We start from the raw sequence: 19,338 nt of genomic DNA, 5'->3' as shown, positions 1-19,338 counted from the left end.
CGGTGACATCCACTGCAGTGCTCAAGCGCTAGCACAAGGATAGGGCCGCGCTGCGAGACGGGCTGTCCTGAAATCGTGCCCTGGCTGGGAGGACACGCTCATCCTTTATTGATGATTATATCGTTAATAACGATAGGCTTGCGCCATGGGCAATGGAGACAAGAAACCAGAGGCGACTCGTCGTCGACCGATGGTCGTCAGCAAGGGGTGGGTCCAAGGCATCGCCCTTGTGATGGTCCTCGGGTTTACGGTGATGGGAATCCTCGCGTATCACACCTACAACGACTCCATACCCATACCTGACAAGGTGGTTTCCACTACCGGTGAGGTGCTGTTCACTCATGACGACATCGTTGCCGGGCAGGAAACGTTCAATAATCGAGGCCTCATGGAGTATGGCTCCATCGTCGGTCACGGTGGGTATCTTGGCCCCGACTTCACCGCTGACTACCTGCGTCGTGCCGCGACGTTTACCTTGGACACTCGAATCAAAGCCGGGGAGAGTCAGCCGCATCAGGCCAATATCAAGGACTGGCGTACAAATCGCTACGATTCCCGCACCGGTGTGCTCGTGCTGTCAAGCCAGCAGACTGCCGCGTACCGTCATCTCGTCTCCCACTACACGACATATTTCGGGAGCAACTCGCACAACCTCGGTCTCCTGGCCCACGACGTCAAGGACCCGGCGCAAGCTAGGCAATTGACCGACTTCTTCGCGTGGACCGCATGGGGCTCAGCCGCAGATCGGCCCGGGCACAGTTATTCGTACACGAACAATTGGCCGGCGGACCCGACCGTGGCGAATCATCCCACAGCCGACATGGTCGTCTGGTCGGGGCTCTCCCTCATCGTCCTCATCGGCGGTACTGGAGTCATGTTCGCAATATATGGGCGCTGGAGCAAGAACATCGGCTGGCACGAGTCGGAGACTCCGTCACTGAGCTTCATCCGTCCCAGCCAGGTTGGGCTCACCAAGTCACAACGCGCCACGGCATGGTTCTTCTTCGTCATCGCCGCGCTCTTCCTCGTCCAGACTCTTGTCGGTGCCGCAGCAGAGCACTACCGCGCTGATATCTCGAGCTTCTTCGGGTTCGATCTCGCGACCTGGCTGCCCTATAACCTTGCCCGAACCTGGCATGTCCAGTTGGCGTTGTTTTGGACGGCGGCAGCCTTCCTTGCCGGCGGAGTCTTTCTGGCTCCGTTCGTCTCGGGTAAGGAGCCCAAGAAGCAGCACGTGCTGACTTACGTGCTGCTTGGGGCAGTGGCGTTTGTCGTGTTCGGCTCCCTCATAAGTGAGGCGTTGTCGGTCTACGGAGTCTCGTGGGCCAAGGGTCCGGTCTTTGGCGAGCAGTGGGAGTACATCGACCTGCCGAAGCTGTTTCAGCTCCTCCTCACCCTCGGCATGTTCCTGTGGGTGTTCATCATTTGGCGTGCCATGCATACCCGGATGAGAACCGAATCGGTCGGCAATATGCCGTGGGTGTTTTTCTTCTCGGCCCTGTCGATCCCAATGTTCTATGCCGTGGGTCTCCTCGCCGGGACGCACACCCAGCTGTCGGTGGCCGAGTTCTGGCGCTTCTGGGTGGTCCACCTTTGGGTAGAGGACTTCCTTGAGCTCTTCACCACCGTCATGGTGGCGTACATCTTCGTCATGCTCGGTGTCGTCCGTGAGAAGGTGGCATTGGGCGTCATCTACATGGACGTCATCCTCTATTCGGCTGGTGGGGTGCTCGGCACCATGCACCACCTGTATTTCTCGGGCACCCCGAGCGCACACATGGCCATTGGCGCCTTCTTCTCGGCTGCGGAGGTTATCCCGCTGACATTCCTCACGGTTGAGGCGTGGGGATTCATGCAGCTCGGAGCCCGGCGCGAATCGCGGTCGTCGACGCCGTTCCCGCATCGCTGGACAGTGATGTTCCTAGTCGCGGTCGGGTTTTGGAATTTCGTCGGTGCCGGTGTCTTCGGATTCCTCATTAACCTGCCGATTGTGTCCTACTACGAGATTGGCACCGCCCTCACTGCCAACCATGCGCATGGGGCGATGATGGGCGTCTACGGGATGATGGCTATGGCGTTGGCGATGTTCGCGCTGAGGTACCTCATTCCCGAAGACAAATGGAGCGACAAGCTGGCGAAGATCTCGTTCTGGTGTACGAACATCGGACTCGCCTGGATGGTCTTCGTCACCCTCCTGCCGCTCGGCATCCTGCAGCTATACCACTCGGTTGACGCTGGCTATTTCGAGGCTCGGCAGCTCAACTACATCACCGAGCATCGCAACGTCGTCCTCGAGTGGCTCCGCATGCCGGGGGACCTCGTCTTCATCATCGGCGGGGTATTGCCGTTCTTGTGGATGGCATTCCAGGGATTGATGCACCACCGGCAGGGGAGGACCGTTGATGAGCTGCCGGTGGAGCGGCTCTTTGTCGAGGAAGCCCCGGATGAGCAAGGACGCGACCGGTTGCCGGAGGTGTCGAGGTGAGCTCCTCCCTCCAGGTGGTGCTTGCCTGTTCCTATTCCCTTGTCTTGCTTGTGGTGGCCTGGTTGCTCGATGTCCTGGGGCGCCACGGTGCCCGGATGAGTCGAGAGTGGAAGACGACGAACTTCATCTACCACGACGATCGGGACGGATGGAAGTGTCATGAGGATCACTGGCTGTGGCCTGCGAGCTTTGATCCGCAGAAGCGGGTCGTGAGGTACCGCGGTCAACACGAAATCTGCGGTCGGTGCCCCATTAAGGACACCTGCTCGCCGACGATGTCGGCACGTGAGGTGACTATGCCCGTCGACCCGTGGCCGTACTCCGAGGCCGGGCTGTTCCATCGCGGCATGACGGTATGCGTCATGGTTGCGGCGCTGGCCCTGCCGGTCGGCATGTTCTTTGTGGCACGATCAGTGGCGGAGGTGCTCGCTCTAGTGGTGACCATCGCCATCGTCGGACTGGCTCTTGTTCCCACCGCTGCGTCCATGCGCCATCGTCCGGTGGACATCCCGGAAGGGCTGCCACTGGAGGCATCGGTATCGGATGCCGGGACGACGCACGACGATGGTCGTGTCCGGGTGCTGGGCGTTCATGGGCAGGCGACGACCGACCGGGCAGGTGACGAAGCCGATCGCCTCATTGCCCGGTACGGAGCCCGCTGGAGGTCTGATCGGACCCGGTATCGCTCGGTCGAGCAGGCAGCGGTGGCCGAGGCCGAGGCACGGAGCGCGTTTGACCGGCGCAGATACTACCGAGGTACCGACGACGTCGACGCCGGCAGGAGCAGAACATGAGTAATATCGAATGGATCTTCACGACGATCGCGATCGTCATCTTCGTCATCGGGTTTTTGGTGTCGAGCTTCAAGATCATCCCAGAATATGAGCGCGGCGTCGTCTTCCGGTTCGGCAAACTGCGGGGTTTGCACGGGTCCGGGCTCGTGTTCATTTTTCCTGGCCTCGACAAGCTGCACAGGGTCGACCAACGCACCGTGACTCTGACGATCCCGCCCCAGGAGATCATCACCCGGGACAACGTGCCGGCACGTGTCAATGCCGTCGTCCTGTTCAATGTGACCGATCCCATGAGCGCCGTTATGAACGTGGAGAACTACGCGATTGCGACGAGTCAGATTGCTCAGACGACGTTGCGAAGCGTCCTGGGTCGAGCGGATCTCGACACGCTCCTCGCCCATCGGGAGGATCTCAACACAGATCTGCGTGAGATCATCGAGGTGCAGACGCACCCGTGGGGTGTTGATGTGTCCGTCGTGGAGATCAAGGACGTGGAGATCCCGGAGGCGATGCAGCGGGCCATGGCCCGTGAGGCGGAGGCGGAGCGGGAACGGCGAGCGAAGGTCATTAACGCGCGCGGCGAGATGCAAGCGTCAAGTGAGTTACGGCAGGCCGCCGACGAACTGTCGAAGAGCCCGGCCTCGCTGCAGCTGCGATACTTGCAGACGCTTCTCGAGCTCGGAGCCGATCAGAATTCGACGGTTGTGTTTCCGCTGCCCATGGACGTCCTTGCCCCCCTCATTGGCCAAGGTCACGGGAATTGACCGATGAGGGCCTAACCCTCGGGGGTTGGGCCCAACCTGCCTCGGTGAGCACCCCGGCTGCCCGAGGTATGGAGGAGCCGGGCATGCGACTGCCTCACGATCCGGCGCTCCGTCACGGCGGCGGCTCTACACTTTGATCATGGATCTTTCTCATGCTCTCAAGAACTTGTCTGCCAAGGTTGATTCGGGTTTCGACGACGCCGTTGAGCAACTCATGCGTCACGTGGCAGTCCAGTCAGTCAGTTCTCAGCGGCCCGACGATGTGAGGTCCGGGGCAGAGTTCGTTGCGGCCGCTGCCAAGGAGGCTGGTGCTGCCGACGTCACCCTCGTCACCGAGAACGAGGGTCTGCCCGCCGTCATCGCTCATTGGCCGGCACCTGAGGGTATGCCCACCGTCCTGCTGTACTCTCACGGTGATGTGCAACCCACCGGCAACCTTGACGAGTGGCACACCGAACCCTTCGTCGCCACCACGAAGGGCGAGCGGCTTTACGGTCGTGGCACTGCCGACGACAAGGGTGGCGTTGCCGCCCACTTGGCAGCTATTCGTGCCTTTGACGGCAAGCCTCCAGTGGGCGTCACCCTCTTCGTTGAGGGCGAGGAGGAGATCGGCTCGGCATCGATGGAGGCCATCATCGCCAAGCACAAGGACGCACTGGCCGCTGACGTCATTGTCGTCGCCGATTCGGTCAACTGGGAGCAGGGCGTCCCCTCCGTGACGACCACCCTGCGTGGCGTCGTCGACTGTGTGGTGGAGGTCTCTACCCTCGACCACGCCCTGCATTCTGGCCAGTTCGGCGGCATCGTGCCCGACGCCTTGACTACTCTGTGCCGACTTATCGCCACCCTCCACGACGAGACCGGTGAGGTCACCGTCGACGGGTTGCAAGGGTTCGCGGGCCCCGAACTGGACTACCCGGAGGACCGTCTACGTGAAGAGACCGGTGTCCTCGACGGTGTTCAGTGGGTTGGGCAAGGGCGTGCCGTCGAAAAGATGTGGACTAAGCCTTCGGTCACCGTCATCGCTATTGACGCCACCCCGGTCAAGGACGCTATTAACATCCTTCCTGCCAGCGCTCGGGCCAAGATCAGTCTGCGTGTCGCTCCCGGGCAAGATGCCGGCGAGGCTATGGAGGCGTTGGTCAAGCATCTGGAGTCCCGTGTCGAGTTTGGCGCTCACATCCAGGTGACCCGTGGCCAGTTGGGACAGCCGGGCGTCGTCCCCTTTACGGGGGACAGGGCTGAGGTCGCCAAGGAGGCCTTCAAGTTGGCGTGGGGCCAGGAGCCGGTCGAGATGGGCACTGGTGGCGCTATCCCGCTGGTGACCGACCTGCAGCATGCCTTCCCCCAGGCGACGGTGTTGGTGACTGCTGTTACTGACCCTGATTCGCGTATGCATGGCATCGACGAGTCCCTGCACCTGGGCGATTTTCGTCGAGCGATCCTCACTGAAGCCCTCATGCTTGCCGGCTTAGCCCAGTGAGCGGCGAAGTTCCACTGCGCGGCGTTCCTGCGTAGGATAGCCCTGCCGTCGGCCGAGCCGATAGGCAGGGCCTGGGACGTCTAGCGGGGGGCTACCCCGTGTACTTGACGATCACCGGGATTCGCGTCAGAAGGGTGGGCAGACGCGGACAGCACGTTGTCCCCATCATCGAGAGGTCCGCCTCATGTCCTCCGGTTCCGTGAGCTACCGAACCCTGTTCTCGCTGCCTGGCAGGGCATTCGTCATGGTCTCCGCCCTGGCTCGTCTACCCCTAGCTATGAGCCAGTTGGGCACTCTGTTGCTGGTGTCCAGCCCGCAGGTATCGGGACGGCTAGGTCCTGGTGGCCTGGCTGCTGGCATGGTTGCCATGGCTATCGCTATTGGCTCCCCGTTTTTTGGCGCTCTGACGGACCGTCACGGTCAGCGCATGGTCCTGCTTGTACAGTCCCTTGTCGGTGGCGCAGCCTTGATCGGTGAGGGGCTGGCTGCGGTTATAGGTGCAGGCTGGCCAGTGGTGGCTGCTATCGGTGGTTTAGCGGGATTCTTCCTGCCGCAGATTGGCACGATGGCGAGGGTCCGCTGGCGTGCCATGGGTGCGGCGAATCCCACCATGGAGGCGGGCATCCTCGAAACGTCCTTTGCCTGGGAGGGTGCCATTGACGAAGCCTCCTTCGCTTTTGGCCCGGCCACGGTCGGCGTCCTCGCTGTGCTGGCCGGTCCCGTGCCGGGCCTTATCGTCGCCGGTGCCATGCTGTTGGTGCTGGGGAGCTGGTTTGCCCTTGATCCGACGTCGAATCTCCTTGAGACTCCTCCCGACCGAACGACTCGTGCCGCAGTCGCCACTCCGTCAGATCGTCGTGGCCCCGGCCCGCTATTGACCTCTGGCGTCGCAGCCACCTGCGTCGGCATGATCTTTATGGGCATGGTGTTCGGGTCTGTGCAGACCGGCACGACCAGCCTTGCTGCCGAGGCTGGACGTCCAGGTTTGGCGGGGTTGTTCCACGCTCTGCTCTCGGTGGGCAGCGCTGCTGCCGGGCTGGCCCTGCCAAGGTTGGCTCATCGTCTGGACTTGGCGGCCAGGTGGCGTCTTTTCGCTGCTGGGCTGGCCCTCTTTGCAGCCCCTTTGCTGTTGATCAATCATTTAGGGGCGTTGGTCCCGGTCCTTATCATCCTCGGTATGGCGGCAGCCCCGTACATGATCACCCTGTACAGCGTTGCAGAGCGCTCGGCCTCGGCTGGGCGGATCGGCACCGTCATGACTCTGCTAGCAGCCATGAACAGCCTCGGGTATGCCTTCGGGACGGCCCTGGCTGGGCGTCTAGCCGACTGGGGCGGCGCGACCCCAGCCTACGCGGTGACCTTTGGTGTCGGCGTGGCTGCGATTCTGTTGGCTGTTCCAGTGGCTCGGAAAGTGATCCCGCCTAGGGGCTGACAGGCCGGCCTTTTAACCATCACCAACCGGATCCATGGGCGTCGTCGGCCGGTCTGCGGTACCGTGGTTTCGTGCCGCGCGCAGACGGAAGGCTTACCGCAGACCTCGACCCCCAGAACCACGGACCCCAGGACGCTTGTGGCGTCATCGGGATCTACGCCCCCGGTGAGGAGGTCTCCAAACTCACCTACTTCGGCATGTACGCCCTACAACACCGTGGCCAGGAATCAGCTGGCATGGCGGTGTCAGACGGTCGCCGAATGATGGTCTTCAAGGACATGGGGCTGGTGTCCCAGGTTTTCGACGAGACCACCCTTAACTCCCTCCAGGGGCATATGGCAGTCGGGCATACCCGATATTCGACGACTGGTGCGAGTATCTGGGATAACGCCCAGCCGACATTCAGGTCGCGTCACGGTGGTGGTGGACTGGCCCTGGCCCACAACGGCAACCTCACCAACACCGACGCGCTTGAAGCTCTCATCGCTGAGCGCGCCCCGGACACCGAGGTTCCCCACAAGGACCGGATGGACTCAAGCAACGACACCTCGCTGGTGACCGCCCTCATGACGACCTATGACGGCACCCTTGAGGAGGTCGCCACCCAGGTCCTGCCCCACCTCCAGGGTGCCTTTAGCCTCGTCTTCATGGACGACCACACCCTGTGTGCTGCTCGTGACCCGCAGGGCATCCGGCCGCTGGTGCTGGGGCGTCTTTCTAGTGGGTGGGTGGTCGCCTCCGAGACTGCGGCTATCGACATCGTCGGTGGCACCTTCGTTCGCGAGATCGATCCCGGCGAGATGATCGCCATTGACGCGGCTGGGTTACGCACTAGCCGTTTCGCTGAGGCTCACCCCAAGGGGTGCATCTTCGAGTACGTTTACCTGGCTCGCCCTGACACCGTTATCGCCGGACGACGCATCCACAACGTTCGCGTCAAGATCGGTAAGATTCTGGCCCAGGAACACCCCGCCGATGCCGATCTCGTCATTCCGGTGCCAGAATCTGGCACCCCGGCGGCCATCGGCTATGCCGACGAGTCCGGCATTCCCTACGGCATGGGCCTGGTCAAGAATTCTTATGTGGGCCGGACGTTCATCCAGCCTTCTCAAACTCTGCGTAATCTGGGTATCCGACTCAAGCTCAATCCGCTGCGCGACGTCATCGAAGGACGACGCATCGTCGTCGTCGATGACTCCATCGTGCGCGGCAATACTCAGCGTCAGCTTGTCCGAATGCTGCGCGAGGCTGGTGCGGCCGAGGTGCATGTGCGCATCTCTTCTCCGCCGGTGCAGTGGCCGTGCTTCTATGGCATCGACTTCGCTACGCGCGCCCAGCTCATCGCCCCAGGCCTTGAGATCGAGGACATCTGCCGATCTATCGGCGCTGATTCACTTGGCTACGTCAGCCTTGGCGGCCTCGTTCGTGCTACCCACGTCGACGCCGACAACCTCTGTCGGGCCTGCTTTGACGGCGTCTATCCCGTACAAGTGCCCGTCTCGGCGCGAGACGTGCTAGCTGACGCCACTAACACCGACCCCAACCAGGAGCAGCAGTGAGCAACGAGTCCGCCTACGCCCGTGCCGGAGTTGACATTGAGGCTGGTGAGCGCGCCGTCGACCTTATGAAGGCCCACGTGTCCGCTACCCGTCGTCCAGAGGTCCTCGGCGGCCTGGGCGGTTTCGCTGGCTTTTTCGATGCAGCTGCCCTGGGTAAGTACCGCCATCCGGTGCTGGCCACCTCGACTGATGGGGTTGGAACCAAGGTAGCCATCGCTCAAGCCATGGACGTTCACGACACTATCGGTTTTGACCTCGTTGGCATGCTCGTCGATGACCTCGTCGTCGTGGGTGCCGAGCCGTGGTTCGTCACTGACTACATTGCGTGCGGCCACGTCGATCCTGACCGGATTGCCAATGTCGTCAAGGGCATCGCCGCAGCCTGCGTTAAGGCTGGCTGTTCTCTGCTAGGCGGAGAGACGGCTGAGCATCCGGGTCTGCTGGCCGACGACGAGTACGACGTCGCCGGTGCTACTACGGGTGCCGTCGAGTACGACGCCATCTTCGGCCCGCAGCGAGTGCAGGAGGGTGACGCCTTGCTAGCGGTGGCTTCCTCGGGGTTGCACTCGAACGGTTATTCTTTGGTCCGCAAGGTGCTGCTGGCTGATGCTGGTTGGGCTCTGGAGCGTCACGTCGACGAGTTGGGCCGCACTCTCGGTGAGGAGCTGCTGGAGCCAACTACGGTCTATGCAGCTGATGTGCTGGCCCTCATCCGCCAGGTCGACGTGCACGCGATGAGCCACGTCACTGGTGGGGGACTAGCTAACAACCTAGCCCGAGTCCTCCCCGACGACCTCGTTGCCACCGTCGACCGTTCCACGTGGACGCCAGCGCCGATCTTTAATCTCGTCCAGCAGGTGGGCAACGTCTCACAGCCTGACATTGAGGCGACTCTCAACATGGGAGTCGGGATGGTCCTCGTCATGCCTGACGCGAACATCTCCACAGCCATCGATCTGCTTGCCGAGCGTGGTCTTTCCGCTTGGCGGTGTGGCCGTGTTTCCCATCGTGACGCGACGAATGAGCCGGGGGCGGTGCTGGTTTCAAACCATCCTTGTTGCTAGACCGTTCGTCCGTAAACACATCTTGTGGTGGCCCACTTTGGTACGTGGGTCATCGCTCGGGTAGCCTGTGCCCCACGACAGTTGATGATTTTGGGCGGCAAAGCCGCTATTGATGAAGCGAGGGGGTCGACCCACATGGGGCGCGGCCGTGCAAAGGCGAAACAGACCAAGGTTGCCCGCGATTTGAAGTATCGCTCGGTGAACATGGATCTCGAGTCACTGGAGCGAGAGCTGAGAGGCGACAACCATCAGCAGGAGGATCCTCATGACGAGGATGGCCTGTCGGATGAGTACGCAGATTTGGCTGAGAAGTACGCCCACTACGGCGAGGATGACTGAGCCGGTAATGCGGCCATGAGGTGGCTGAACGACCCCCTGCTCGATGGGTTTGAGTACGCCCGAATCGGGCTCCCGCATGCAGCTAAGGCTGTTGGAGATCCCGATGGGCTCTTGACTGCGAGTGTGGTGCGTCGTGGTGAGCCCCGTCATGGCCGCGCCATGCTCTACGTCCACGGCTGGTCGGACTGCTTCTACCAAGCCCACCTAGCTGAGGCGGTAGAGAGTTGGGGGTATGACTTCCTCGGGCTCGATCTGCGTCGGTACGGGCGAAATCTCGTCCCAGGTCAGATGGCTGGTTGGGTTCGTGACCTGGCCGAATACGACGAAGAACTCGGCGCTGCGGTGTCCTTGCTGCGCGCCGACCACGATTCGGTGACGATCATGGGCCATTCCACCGGGGGACTCATTGTCCCGTTGTGGGTGGCGCGTGATCCGGGTCAGGTCGACGGGGTCATTCTCAACTCGCCGTGGATCGACCTTCAGGGGTCGTTCCTTACCCGAGCCCTAGCCGGACCGCTAGCTCGGTCAGTCCGCGTCGCAGAACCGACGACCGTGCTGCCTATTCCGTCCCGGGATAATTTCGGGCGCTCAATCCGACGCGAGTTTGGCGGGGAATGGGACGTCCCCGAGGTCAAGGACCCGTCGTGGGCTCCTTTCGTCACTCGTGCTGGGTGGCTGGCAGCCATCCTTGATGGCCATCAGAAGGTGGCTCAGGGGCTACACATCGACGTCCCGCTGTTGGTGCTTATGTCCGCTCGCAGCGACCTCTCAGCGACGTGGAAGCCGTCGATGAAGACCGCCGATACCGTCCTCGACGTCGATCGGTTGGCACGTGCAGCAGTCAATCTTGGCCGCCATCTCACCCTGGTCCGTGTCCGGGGTGGACTCCACGACTTGGTGCTCTCCGCTCCGTCGGTGCGGGCCAGTGTTTTCGCTGAAATGGAGCGCTGGGTTGGCGCCTATTTGACGTAATAGCTCACATCTGACGCGTTTTGGGCGTCGTTAACACTTTTTATGGCACACTTCGCGTGCTGGGCACCGTCGCCTAGCAGGTGCAGATTGACGGTGCGGCATGGGGTCGCGGGTAAAACCACGTCGGGACGCATTAAGGCTCCCGATGGCCGTCTCCATGGCGGTTATGGCCATCCCGGCTATTTGGCAGTTCTCGGGGTACGTTACGACTCCGTTCTTGGCGGGTCTGCGCAGCTTTCACCGATCGCGTTGAGCGCTCTCGTCATTGCTGGCCACATGTCGATGAAGGTGCTCGGCCTCATCTACGCGATCGCTGGGCAGAGTTCCTACGCCGCTGCGGTCCTCGCCATGTTGATGTGGACTCAAACGTTCCAGCTCAATAACCAAAGCGACGGCGTGGAAGCTCCAGGGAACAGGTCGCTTGGAGGCTGGCAGGCCGTCTGGGAGGCCCTGGCACCAGCCCTAGGGCGTTCTCTCGTGCTGGCCGCGCTGCCACGTTCGTCGGCAGCTTTCCGTCACGCCACGTGAGGGTTCCGGAAGGTTACGCGAAGTGGTGTCGATACCAGGCTGAAGTTCGAGGTGATGGAAAATATTCCGTGAGGTGGCCGGGACCGGGGTCGAACCGGTGACCTTTCACTTTTCAGGCGAACGCTACTACCAACTGAGCTACCCGGCCAAGTGTGTTCACGTAAAGGTCTCATGAACACGAAAGCGGTGATGAACTCATCACCGCTTCAGCGACCCCGATGGGACTTGAACCCACGACCTCCGCCGTGACAGGGCGGCGCGCTAACCAACTGCGCTACGGGGCCTTGACTCTTTCGAGCCTGACCGCTGCCTCAGGCAGCTCGAAAAATATAGCAAGGATGTTGCCTCGAAGGGAAATCGAGTCGCGGGTGCTGACTGAAAACGGCTGTGACTAGGGGATTTGTATGTGCCGATGGGGCTGTCGCGCGGGCGTGATGAGTTCACTGTAAGCGAACATGGTGAAAAGTTTCGGTGCCGCGGACGGAATGTGTGCGTTACCAGGTCAGGGGCCGGTGTTGAGGGGTGTTCAGGGGAGTGTCCGCTTCTGTTAAAGCGTCTCGAATCGGCGATGGCAACGCCACTATCGGCATTTCTTGGCGGGGACGAACGGTGGCCGAGGGTCGCCATGGTGCGGTGGGCTGGCTGACAAACCGATCAAGTGTGGACGTAACAAAGGGGCCTTGCATCGTGTCGATGCAAGACCCCCCGAAGTATCCCGGACGGGATTCGAACCCGCGTTGCCGCCTTGAAAGGGCGGTGTCCTAGGCCTCTGGACGACCGGGACTCGACGGATGCGTGATCAATGCAACACCAATCGTCGAACTGGGCCATCATACCCAGGTCGTATCGCTGGCGAAAAATCGTCGCGCAGAGTCACTACTGACTGTCGGGGCGAACGAGCGCCTGCCAGCGTGTCCACAACGTCTTCTGTGGCAATGCAGACGTCGGCAACCGGTGAGGATTGCCGACGTCGTGCTGGTTCAGTCCAGGATGTCTGAATTGATGCGAAGTGGGTACATCGAGGAACGAATAGGGCTCAGCCGCACCCCGGCACGGGGATTGGCTGCCTCCACCATTTGCCCGTTGCCGACGTAGATGCCGACGTGACCGCCACCCGAGGCAGCGAAGAGGTCGCCCGGCTGGATCTGGTCGAGGGAAATACGATGGCCGCGTTCGATCTGTGACCCCGAGTAATGGGGCAGGTTAATTCCCGCCTGCTGGTATGCCTTCAACACGAGGCCGGAGCAGTCGAAGCCGTCGGGGCCTTCTCCGCCCCAGATGTAGACCTTGCCAATTTGAGCCGTGGCGTAGTTCACAATGGCGGCTCGAGCGCCTCTGGGTGACACCGGGCGTTTGGGTGCCGGTGTGGGTTGTGCGTTGGTGGTGAGGTACTTGCTGGCGGCCCATAGGGTGCGGCGGTGGTAGGTGATTTGAGTCCATCCGGAGGTGGTTTGGCCGGTGGTTACCAGGGCGGTGCCGCGTGGGACTGAGGTGTAGACGGGGGCGCTTGTGGAGGCGCTGTTTCGTAGGTTGAGGCTGGTTGTTGTGTAGACGGTCTTAGCCGGTGCCGGCCTTGGGGCTGGGGCCGGTGCTGGCCTCGGCGTGGGCTTGGGAGCTGGCGTGGGCTTGGGAGCTGGCGTGGGCTTATTGGGGGCGCTGAGGTAGCGGGAGCCCACCCAACGGTGAACGCCGTTGTAGATGACCTCGCTAAACCCTTGCGAGGAGCGTCCGGTCAACCCGACCCTCTCACCGGGGGAGAGCATCCCTACCTTGGCAGCCTGCATAGAATGCCCAGCGCGAACATTGACGTACGTGGTCGCCTGGGCGATTCCGACTGGCGAGTTGGAGGCGGAGGGACTGGGGGCGGATGGGCGCCAGGCGACCGACGACAGGTAGTGGTGGTCAATGAAAGCGGTGTGGCCGCGGTAGGCAACGGGGACCCAGCCGTTGACCGGGATGCCAGTCTGATTGAGCTGCTGGCCCCTATCAAGCACGCCCAGAATCTTTCCGGTTGTGCTCGCCTTGGCCCTGACGTTAACGGCGGTGCGAGCGGACACTCGGGCCTTTACTGAACTGTTGGAGGCTTGCGCCTGGGGGACGAACATCTGACTGCTGCCGATGGCGAGACCGGCGGTGGCCAGGGTTGCGACCCCGGCCCAAAGTGGGCGCACTACACCCATGGATCTGACTCCTTCCGGCGTGTGGACCCGCCTCCGTATGAGGCGCCCCTGGCTCTTCCCCGGATCCGTCCACCGACCCAACCAGGAACATCTCGCGTGACAAGGCAATTCAAGGCGTCAAAACCAGTTTCGTCCACTCGCAACGAAGAGTTTTTTCGACGTCCGCAAGACGACACGCCGAGAAAAGACTGAGAACCTCAAAGATGTTGTTTAGGGTCCGGTAAGGGGCTTCTAATCAGCGATGGCTAGGGGCGATGCCAGCGGTACGGAAGACGATGCTCCCGATAGCTGCCATCGCGGTGGCGAGTCTAAAGATTTCATGCCAACTCTGAAGTACGGGTTGACGCTTTTGAGTAGGTATCGCCAAGTCCCATCGCGGTGGGGTCGAGGATCAACTGATAGATGCCGGGTCGTTTCGCATGGCTATCAGGACCTCGCTACACTGGGGGAGCCCCCGTAGCTCAGATGGTTAGAGCAGCGGACTTTTAATCCGCGGGTCCTGGGTTCGAGTCCCAGTGGGGGCACCTCATCGCCATGGCTCATTGAAGCCGGGGAACAGATGACCTGGGCATCGTGCCGCACTCCTAGCACCCAGATGCACGGGAGTTCCGATTAGTGCGCATTCTTCTTGCGTATGTCCGCATCTCGATAGGCTTGGAGCCATGAGAGATCCCGCAGACATCGAGTGCTGGCTGACCGACATGGACGGCGTGCTCGTCCACGAGAACCATGAGGTGCCTGGCGCCAGCGATCTCATTAATCGTTGGGTCGACACTTCGAAGCGATTCCTGGTGCTGACCAACAACTCCATCTTCACCCCACGTGACCTGGCTGCCCGGATGCAGGGTTCTGGTCTGACGGTGCCGGAGGACAATATCTGGACCTCGGCTCTGGCCACCGCCCACTTCCTAGCCGATCAGCAGCCCGGCGCGCGCCTTTACGTTATTGGCGAGGCTGGCCTGACGACGGCTCTGCACGAAGCCGGGTTTATCCTCACCGACATCGACCCTGACTACGTCGTCCTCGGAGAAACACGTACCTACTCTTTCGAGGCCATTACCCGGGCCGTCCGGTTTATCGTCGACGGTGCCAGGTTTATCTGCACTAACCCCGACGCGACTGGCCCCAGCAAGGAGGGCCCGTTGCCCGCCACCGGTGCCGTCGCTGCGATGATCGAGGCTGCCTCGAAGCACAAGCCGTACATTGTTGGAAAGCCGAACCCGATGATGTTCCGCTCGGCTTTGAATCGCATCGAGGCTCACTCCGAGACCACGGCCATGATCGGTGATCGGATGGATACCGACATGGTTGCTGGTATGGAAGCTGGGTTGCTGACTGTCCTGGTGCTCTCGGGTATCACCAAGCGTGAAGAAGTCGAACAGTACCCCTACCGTCCCAACATCATTCTTGATTCGGTAGCCGACCTCAACGAGCTCATCTGAAACATCGACGAAATGCTGCGACGGCGGTAAACGTGACGTTCGCCGCCGTCGTGTCGTATCCGGACGTTCCTGGGACTTTTACACTTGCCAGGGGATGACGACATCCTCGGGTGCCTGCGGGTGGCCATGTCCTTCGAGAACCCGCCCCCACGTCTTAACCCCGTCAGGAGCCAGATCGAGGGGTAGTCGGGCGGCGACGTCACGCAAATGGTCCTTGACGTGTTGCATTTCGTCCATGTCGTCGCGGGAGGCTTCGTCCTTGAGCCAGGCTTGTTCCAGCTCCCAACCGCGCATTCGAGTGCGCACAGCATCCTTGACAAGCTCGTGGTCCTCGAGACCGGACTTGACGTGTTTCTCCGCTGAGCGCATCCAGCCGTAGTCGCGGTTGATTCGCAGCAGGCCAGGGTCGACCGTCATGGAGTCGTGCACTGAAATCTCCGGGCCGATGACGACGGCTCCAGCGTTGCGGGCGTAGGCCACCTCATCCCGCTCGGTCTCGTCGGTCAGGATCGACACCGACCTCATCACCAGATCGAGCATATTGCGAGAGCCGAAGTCGGACTCTCGCTGGGCTCCCGGTGGCGAACAGGTGATGACATAGGGGTTCGTGACGCCGAGGTGCCCAATGGCCATTTCGGCGGGCACATTTTCTCGCAGGCCACCGTCGACGTAGTGCTCGCCGTCGAGGTCAACGGGACGGAACACCCCGGGAATGGAGCAGGAAGCGAGTACCCCGCGAGAGACATCGAAGGTTGAGGAGCCGAGCGGCTGATTGTCGCGGTCGACGAGCACCCCTGATTCGGTCATGTACCGCAACTCTCCGGATTCTAGGGCGACTGTGGCAATACGTACTGACATTCCCGAGGTTGCTAATAATTCGGATTTGAAGAAGCCACGATCGAGCAGTTTCGCCAAGATAGGTCCGGCACGATAAGTTGACGCCGAGGTCTCAGCTCCTCGCACGATCGTCGAAATATCACCGCCGTCGCGACTTAATCGGGACAGGGCTGATAGCAGCTGCAAGATGACACCTGGGGTCCAGGAACCACCTGTAATGGGGTCGTCACGAGTGGCGATTTCCAAGGTCTTTGCCTGACCGGTGAGGCGGTCGTCGTCACGGCCAGCGACAGGTTCTGCGGGGTCAGGGATTTTCGTCTGCTCCGGGCCGCGATGGAATGGCAAGCTCAGCCAGGGACGTTGGCTCTTTGTTTTAGCGGCTTCCCGGTTGAGCAATGACATCCATTCCGGGCCTATTTCGAGCAACCGAGAAAACCATGCCCGCGGCGTGAACATGTCGGACTGATCGGTCATCTCGAGCCACATCGCCTCTAGCTGACGCAGTGCCGCCGATTGCTTGGCTGGATCGGTCCATTGGGCCAGGGTGCAGGCCACGATCGACCCGGCTGAAGTGGCCACCATCGAAGTGGGGGCAATCCCGACAACGTCGTAAAGGTGCCGCAGTGCACCCATCTGGAAGGAGGCTCTGGACCCTCCCCCGGCAAGGACGAGACCCTGCTGGGGGGTTCGGCTCCCCAATCCGAATGCGAGGGTAGGGATACCGAGCCATGAGGGGAGTTCCATGGCTCGATCCTACGAGCTTCGTCGAAGCGCGTTCAGGAAGCCGCCTCGACGGTCTCCTGGATGGCTTTGATGGTACTGGCCAGGTGCTCTTGCTCCCAGTCATCCAGCGGCACCTCGAGGATGCGTTCGACACCCGCGGCGCCGATAACGCACGGCACGCCCATAGACACGTCGCCGTCGTGGCCGTACTGGCCGTGCAAGGTGGTACAAACCGGGTAGACGGCGTGTTCATTGAGGAGGATAGAGCGCGCAATGGTGACGGCCGATTGGCCGATGCCAGCGCTCGTCCAGCCCTTTAAGTTGAATACGGCAGTACCGGCATCGTTAATGCGCGTGGTCAGCTCGTCGCGGTCCATCGGGTCCGTATCGAAGAGCTCGGCCAGGCCGTCGAAGCCGACGCCGCCGACATTGACTCCAGTGAACATCGGGAATCCGGACGGGCCGTGCTCGCCGATCATGTAACCACGCACATAATCTGGGTCGACTCCGAGACGATCGGCGACCACGCGACACATGCGGGCCGAATCAAGGATCGTTCCGGTACCGAGCACCAACCCCTGCGGATGATCGAACTCGGTGCTGGCGATATGGACCAAGGCATCAAGGGGGTTGGAGCATATGATGATGGCTGCCTCGTGGTTGCGGCTGGTGATCTCCGTCATGGTGGAGCGGATGATCTTGCCGTTAGTGGCAGCCAATTCACGCCGTGCAGCACCGGTTGCTGGGCCGTTGGACGCGTCGATAGACGGGCCGGCAGTCACGATGATGACATCGGCGTCAGACAAGTCGCCGTAGTCACCGGCGTACACGGCGACATTGGTGACGTTGGGCAGTGCGGTGGCGTGATGCTGATCGAGGGCCTGCCCGGCAGCCAACTTCTCATTGACGTCGATGACGCAAATCTCACCGAACAGACCGCTCATCATGGCGTCAGAGAGCACAGCGTCACCGACTCGACCGACCCCGATAATCCCGAGTTTGTGTGGCTTGATGGGCATAGTAACCTCCTACAGTCGTCACGAAGTACCTTCGCAGTACATGCTTGCATTCCCATCATTCACCCCACAGGTTTCAGCTTCGTGACATCCCTGCGCCGCAGCTATCGCGCCGTGTGGTGCGCGCACCCTTCCCTGTTATCCGTCCACGATGAAGATGCTGCGTCGCCGGAGGACGATTGACCCTCCTGTTTGGGGAGCACAGATTGGGCTGGGACAATGCTTGGGTGACGACGATTCCTGACACTTCCGCAGTTACCCCGCGCCACCAGCCGCCGGAGGACCTTAGTCGTTTTGCATGGCTGTCGATCGCAGCGGCCACCGCAACGATCCTGTTGAAGGCCCTCGCCTGGTGGATTACCGGATCGGTGGGATTACTCTCAGACGCCGCAGAATCCCTCGTGAACCTCGTCGCAGCCGTCATCGCCCTCGTCGCTCTCAAGGTGTCGATCCGCCCGCCGGACAAGAACCATCAATTTGGCCATTCCAAGGCCGAATATTTTTCGGCTGGTGCTGAGGGGATGATGATCTTCATCGCCGCCGCAGTCATCATATACACCGCGATTCAGCGATTTTTCCATCCGCAATCCATTGAGGACGTCGGCATCGGTCTGTTGGTCTCGGTGCTGGCCTCGGTCATAAACGGGGCAGTGGCGTGGGTTTTACTTAGAAACGGCCGCAAACGTCGATCGATGACCCTTATCGCCGACGGCAAGCACCTCCTCACCGATGTGTGGACCTCCGTGGGCGTCCTGGTGGGAGTCGGACTGGTCTGGCTAACGGGGTGGCAGCGCCTCGACCCGATCGTCGCCTTCGCGGTCGGGATCAACATCCTTATCACCGGGGCTAAACTCGTCGAACAGTCTGGCACCGCCCTGCTCGATGTCTCTTTGCCCAAAGAAGAAAACGCGGCTATCCGGGACTTCCTTGACGCTCACTCTAATGACCACATGAGGTTTCACGCGGTGCGCACCCGAGAGGCCGGGTACCGACAATTCCTCGAGTTCCACATGCTTGTTCCGGGGTTCTGGACAGTCAAGCAGGGCCACGACGCTATGGAAGACCTCATCGATGAGATTCTTGACAAATGGCCTGAGATGAGGGTGAGTGGCCACTTGGAACCCATCGAGGACCCGCGTTCTTACGAGGATATTGACGTTTGACCGGGGTTAAGGTCGAACATGGTTATTCAGCCGATGCAGCGTCTTGCAGACGTGAACGCATGGAGATGAGCGAGAGGAGCCCAAGATGGCCGAGGTGAACGGCAAGGTCGTAACAGTGCCCGATTGGGACACGTATTTCCTGGGCATAGCGGAAGCTGTCTCGGCGCGCGCCAAATGCACCCGTCGTCGAGTGGGGGCCTTGCTCGTCCACGAACATCGCATTATCGCCACGGGGTACAACGGAGCTGCTCCCGGCCGTCCGGACTGTCTGGAGGGGGCTTGTCCGCGCGGGCAGCTGGGGTATGGCGAGGTGCCGGCGTTCTCCGACTACGACGTGCCTGGTTCCCCCGGGTTCTGCATCGCCATTCACGCCGAGATGAACGCGTTACTCTTCGCCACCCGAGATACTGCCGGTTCCACGGCCTACGTGACGGATAAGCCGTGCTCTGGCTGCCGCAAGGCGCTGGCGGCAGCTGGCGTCGTGCGGGCAGTGTGGCCCGACGGCGAGTTTGGTGAAGACGACCTGGTCAACTGGCAGCTGTGACAGCGTTACCAGT

15 protein-coding genes, 4 tRNA genes and 4 pseudogenes are annotated in these 19,338 nt (G+C 61.3%); 16 read left to right on the top strand and 7 right to left on the bottom strand.

Translation table 11 applies throughout. From position 1 onward, the window contains the following. The first annotated feature begins 145 nt into the window (after nt 1-145). The 11 genes and pseudogenes from A5483_RS09410 to A5483_RS12720 form a co-directional block, all read left to right on the top strand. Nucleotides 146-2,485, top strand: coding sequence for a nitric-oxide reductase large subunit (locus tag A5483_RS09410; protein WP_063811682.1), 2,340 nt, complete (start codon nt 146-148; stop codon nt 2,483-2,485). Continuing rightward, a complete protein-coding gene (locus A5483_RS09405) occupies nt 2,482-3,279 on the top strand; it encodes a hypothetical protein (RefSeq protein ID WP_063811681.1) in 798 nt (265 codons plus the stop codon). Before A5483_RS09410 ends, A5483_RS09405 begins: the two co-directional genes overlap by 4 nt. Further along, nucleotides 3,276-4,043 (top strand): slipin family protein, encoded by a 768-nt coding sequence (locus A5483_RS09400; RefSeq protein WP_063811680.1) that lies wholly within the window; start codon nt 3,276-3,278, stop codon nt 4,041-4,043. The genes A5483_RS09405 and A5483_RS09400 overlap by 4 nt, the downstream gene beginning before the upstream one ends. A 139-nt stretch (nt 4,044-4,182) precedes the next feature. Then, nucleotides 4,183-5,526 (top strand): dipeptidase, encoded by a 1,344-nt coding sequence (locus tag A5483_RS09395; RefSeq protein WP_063811693.1) that lies wholly within the window; start codon nt 4,183-4,185, stop codon nt 5,524-5,526. Between the two features lie 184 nt (nt 5,527-5,710). Next, nucleotides 5,711-6,958, top strand: a complete 1,248-nt coding sequence (locus A5483_RS09390) for an MFS transporter (protein WP_063811679.1) — start codon at nt 5,711-5,713, stop codon at nt 6,956-6,958. A gap of 71 nt (nt 6,959-7,029) precedes the next feature. Beyond that, the gene (purF, locus tag A5483_RS09385) at nt 7,030-8,517 is read left to right on the top strand and encodes an amidophosphoribosyltransferase (protein WP_063811678.1); all 1,488 of its coding nucleotides are present in this window, start codon (nt 7,030-7,032) and stop codon (nt 8,515-8,517) included. Beyond that, nucleotides 8,514-9,581 carry a phosphoribosylformylglycinamidine cyclo-ligase gene (gene purM / locus A5483_RS09380; RefSeq protein ID WP_063811677.1) on the top strand — a complete coding sequence of 356 codons (1,068 nt, stop codon included), beginning with the start codon at nt 8,514-8,516 and terminating at the stop codon, nt 9,579-9,581. Before purF ends, purM begins: the two co-directional genes overlap by 4 nt. A 135-nt stretch (nt 9,582-9,716) precedes the next feature. Next, nucleotides 9,717-9,920, top strand: a complete 204-nt coding sequence (locus A5483_RS09375; RefSeq protein WP_002527944.1) for a DUF3073 domain-containing protein — start codon at nt 9,717-9,719, stop codon at nt 9,918-9,920. Nucleotides 9,921-9,935: 15 nt separating this feature from the next. Beyond that, entirely contained in the window at nt 9,936-10,892 is a 957-nt protein-coding gene (locus A5483_RS09370) for an alpha/beta hydrolase (RefSeq protein ID WP_002549840.1), read from the top strand. 154 nt (nt 10,893-11,046) lie between these two features. Further along, a pseudogene (locus A5483_RS11550) lies at nt 11,047-11,288 on the top strand (sugar ABC transporter permease); the annotation flags it as partial. Beyond that, a pseudogene (locus tag A5483_RS12720) lies at nt 11,281-11,384 on the top strand (carbohydrate ABC transporter permease); the annotation flags it as partial. The pseudogenes A5483_RS11550 and A5483_RS12720, both read left to right, overlap by 8 nt. Before the next feature lie 110 nt (nt 11,385-11,494). Here A5483_RS12720 and A5483_RS09360 read toward each other — a convergent pair. From A5483_RS09360 to A5483_RS12710, 5 genes and pseudogenes are all read right to left on the bottom strand, one after another. Next, a tRNA-Phe gene (locus A5483_RS09360) sits at nt 11,495-11,568 on the bottom strand. Nucleotides 11,569-11,630: 62 nt separating this feature from the next. Then, nucleotides 11,631-11,704: transfer RNA gene (locus A5483_RS09355), tRNA-Asp, on the bottom strand. Nucleotides 11,705-12,131: 427 nt separating this feature from the next. Next, a tRNA-Glu gene (locus tag A5483_RS09350) sits at nt 12,132-12,204 on the bottom strand. Nucleotides 12,205-12,400: 196 nt separating this feature from the next. Further along, nucleotides 12,401-12,946, bottom strand: a pseudogene (locus A5483_RS12715) (C40 family peptidase); the annotation flags it as partial. A 189-nt stretch (nt 12,947-13,135) separates the two neighbouring features. Next, nucleotides 13,136-13,525: pseudogene (locus A5483_RS12710) on the bottom strand (SH3 domain-containing protein); the annotation flags it as partial. Between the two features lie 525 nt (nt 13,526-14,050). Here A5483_RS12710 and A5483_RS09340 point away from each other — a divergent pair. After that, nucleotides 14,051-14,124 (top strand) — tRNA-Lys (locus A5483_RS09340). A gap of 138 nt (nt 14,125-14,262) precedes the next feature. Beyond that, complete coding sequence (locus tag A5483_RS09335; RefSeq protein ID WP_063811675.1) at nt 14,263-15,042, top strand: HAD-IIA family hydrolase; 780 nt, start codon at nt 14,263-14,265, stop codon at nt 15,040-15,042. Between the two features lie 78 nt (nt 15,043-15,120). Here the strand turns inward: A5483_RS09335 and A5483_RS09330 are convergent, their stop codons facing one another. Both A5483_RS09330 and A5483_RS09325 read right to left on the bottom strand, forming a co-directional pair. Next, complete coding sequence (locus A5483_RS09330) at nt 15,121-16,623, bottom strand: patatin-like phospholipase family protein (RefSeq protein ID WP_063811674.1); 1,503 nt, start codon at nt 16,621-16,623, stop codon at nt 15,121-15,123. 32 nt (nt 16,624-16,655) lie between these two features. Then, nucleotides 16,656-17,621 carry an L-lactate dehydrogenase gene (locus A5483_RS09325; protein ID WP_002549828.1) on the bottom strand — a complete coding sequence of 322 codons (966 nt, stop codon included), beginning with the start codon at nt 17,619-17,621 and terminating at the stop codon, nt 16,656-16,658. On the opposite strand from A5483_RS09325, the gene A5483_RS09320 reads away from it, so the two are divergent. The 3 genes from A5483_RS09320 to A5483_RS09310 all read left to right on the top strand — a co-directional run bounded on the left by A5483_RS09320 (nt 17,604) and on the right by A5483_RS09310 (nt 19,325). Beyond that, nucleotides 17,604-17,801, top strand: a complete 198-nt coding sequence (locus A5483_RS09320) for a hypothetical protein (RefSeq protein WP_063811692.1) — start codon at nt 17,604-17,606, stop codon at nt 17,799-17,801. The genes A5483_RS09325 and A5483_RS09320 overlap by 18 nt on opposite strands. Further along, a complete protein-coding gene (locus A5483_RS09315) occupies nt 17,798-18,781 on the top strand; it encodes a cation diffusion facilitator family transporter (RefSeq protein WP_193790471.1) in 984 nt (327 codons plus the stop codon). The genes A5483_RS09320 and A5483_RS09315 overlap by 4 nt, the downstream gene beginning before the upstream one ends. Before the next feature lie 85 nt (nt 18,782-18,866). Beyond that, nucleotides 18,867-19,325: a deoxycytidylate deaminase gene (locus A5483_RS09310; protein WP_063811672.1), complete on the top strand. Its 459-nt coding sequence runs from the start codon at nt 18,867-18,869 to the stop codon at nt 19,323-19,325. Nucleotides 19,326-19,338 lie beyond the last annotated feature (13 nt).

Source organism: Cutibacterium namnetense, from assembly GCF_001642025.1.
Taxonomy (GTDB): Bacteria; Actinomycetota; Actinomycetes; order Propionibacteriales; family Propionibacteriaceae; genus Cutibacterium; species Cutibacterium namnetense.
The sequence above is the reverse complement of the archived record's forward strand: the minus strand, read 5'-3'. Positions and strand labels throughout refer to the sequence as shown.

What these genes read in the sequence shown, in the direction of transcription:
- A5483_RS09410 (WP_063811682.1), top strand. Translation starts at nt 146, where the DNA reads ATGGGCAATGGAGACAAGAAACCAGAGGCGACTCGTCGTCGACCGATG.
- A5483_RS09400 (WP_063811680.1), top strand. Translation starts at nt 3,276, where the DNA reads ATGAGTAATATCGAATGGATCTTCACGACGATCGCGATCGTCATCTTC.
- A5483_RS09395 (WP_063811693.1), top strand. Translation starts at nt 4,183, where the DNA reads ATGGATCTTTCTCATGCTCTCAAGAACTTGTCTGCCAAGGTTGATTCG.
- A5483_RS09390 (WP_063811679.1), top strand. Translation starts at nt 5,711, where the DNA reads ATGTCCTCCGGTTCCGTGAGCTACCGAACCCTGTTCTCGCTGCCTGGC.
- A5483_RS09375 (WP_002527944.1), top strand. Translation starts at nt 9,717, where the DNA reads ATGGGGCGCGGCCGTGCAAAGGCGAAACAGACCAAGGTTGCCCGCGAT.
- A5483_RS09370 (WP_002549840.1), top strand. Translation starts at nt 9,936, where the DNA reads ATGAGGTGGCTGAACGACCCCCTGCTCGATGGGTTTGAGTACGCCCGA.
- A5483_RS09335 (WP_063811675.1), top strand. Translation starts at nt 14,263, where the DNA reads ATGAGAGATCCCGCAGACATCGAGTGCTGGCTGACCGACATGGACGGC.
- A5483_RS09330 (WP_063811674.1), bottom strand. Translation starts at nt 16,623, where the DNA reads ATGGAACTCCCCTCATGGCTCGGTATCCCTACCCTCGCATTCGGATTG.
- A5483_RS09325 (WP_002549828.1), bottom strand. Translation starts at nt 17,621, where the DNA reads ATGCCCATCAAGCCACACAAACTCGGGATTATCGGGGTCGGTCGAGTC.
- A5483_RS09310 (WP_063811672.1), top strand. Translation starts at nt 18,867, where the DNA reads ATGGCCGAGGTGAACGGCAAGGTCGTAACAGTGCCCGATTGGGACACG.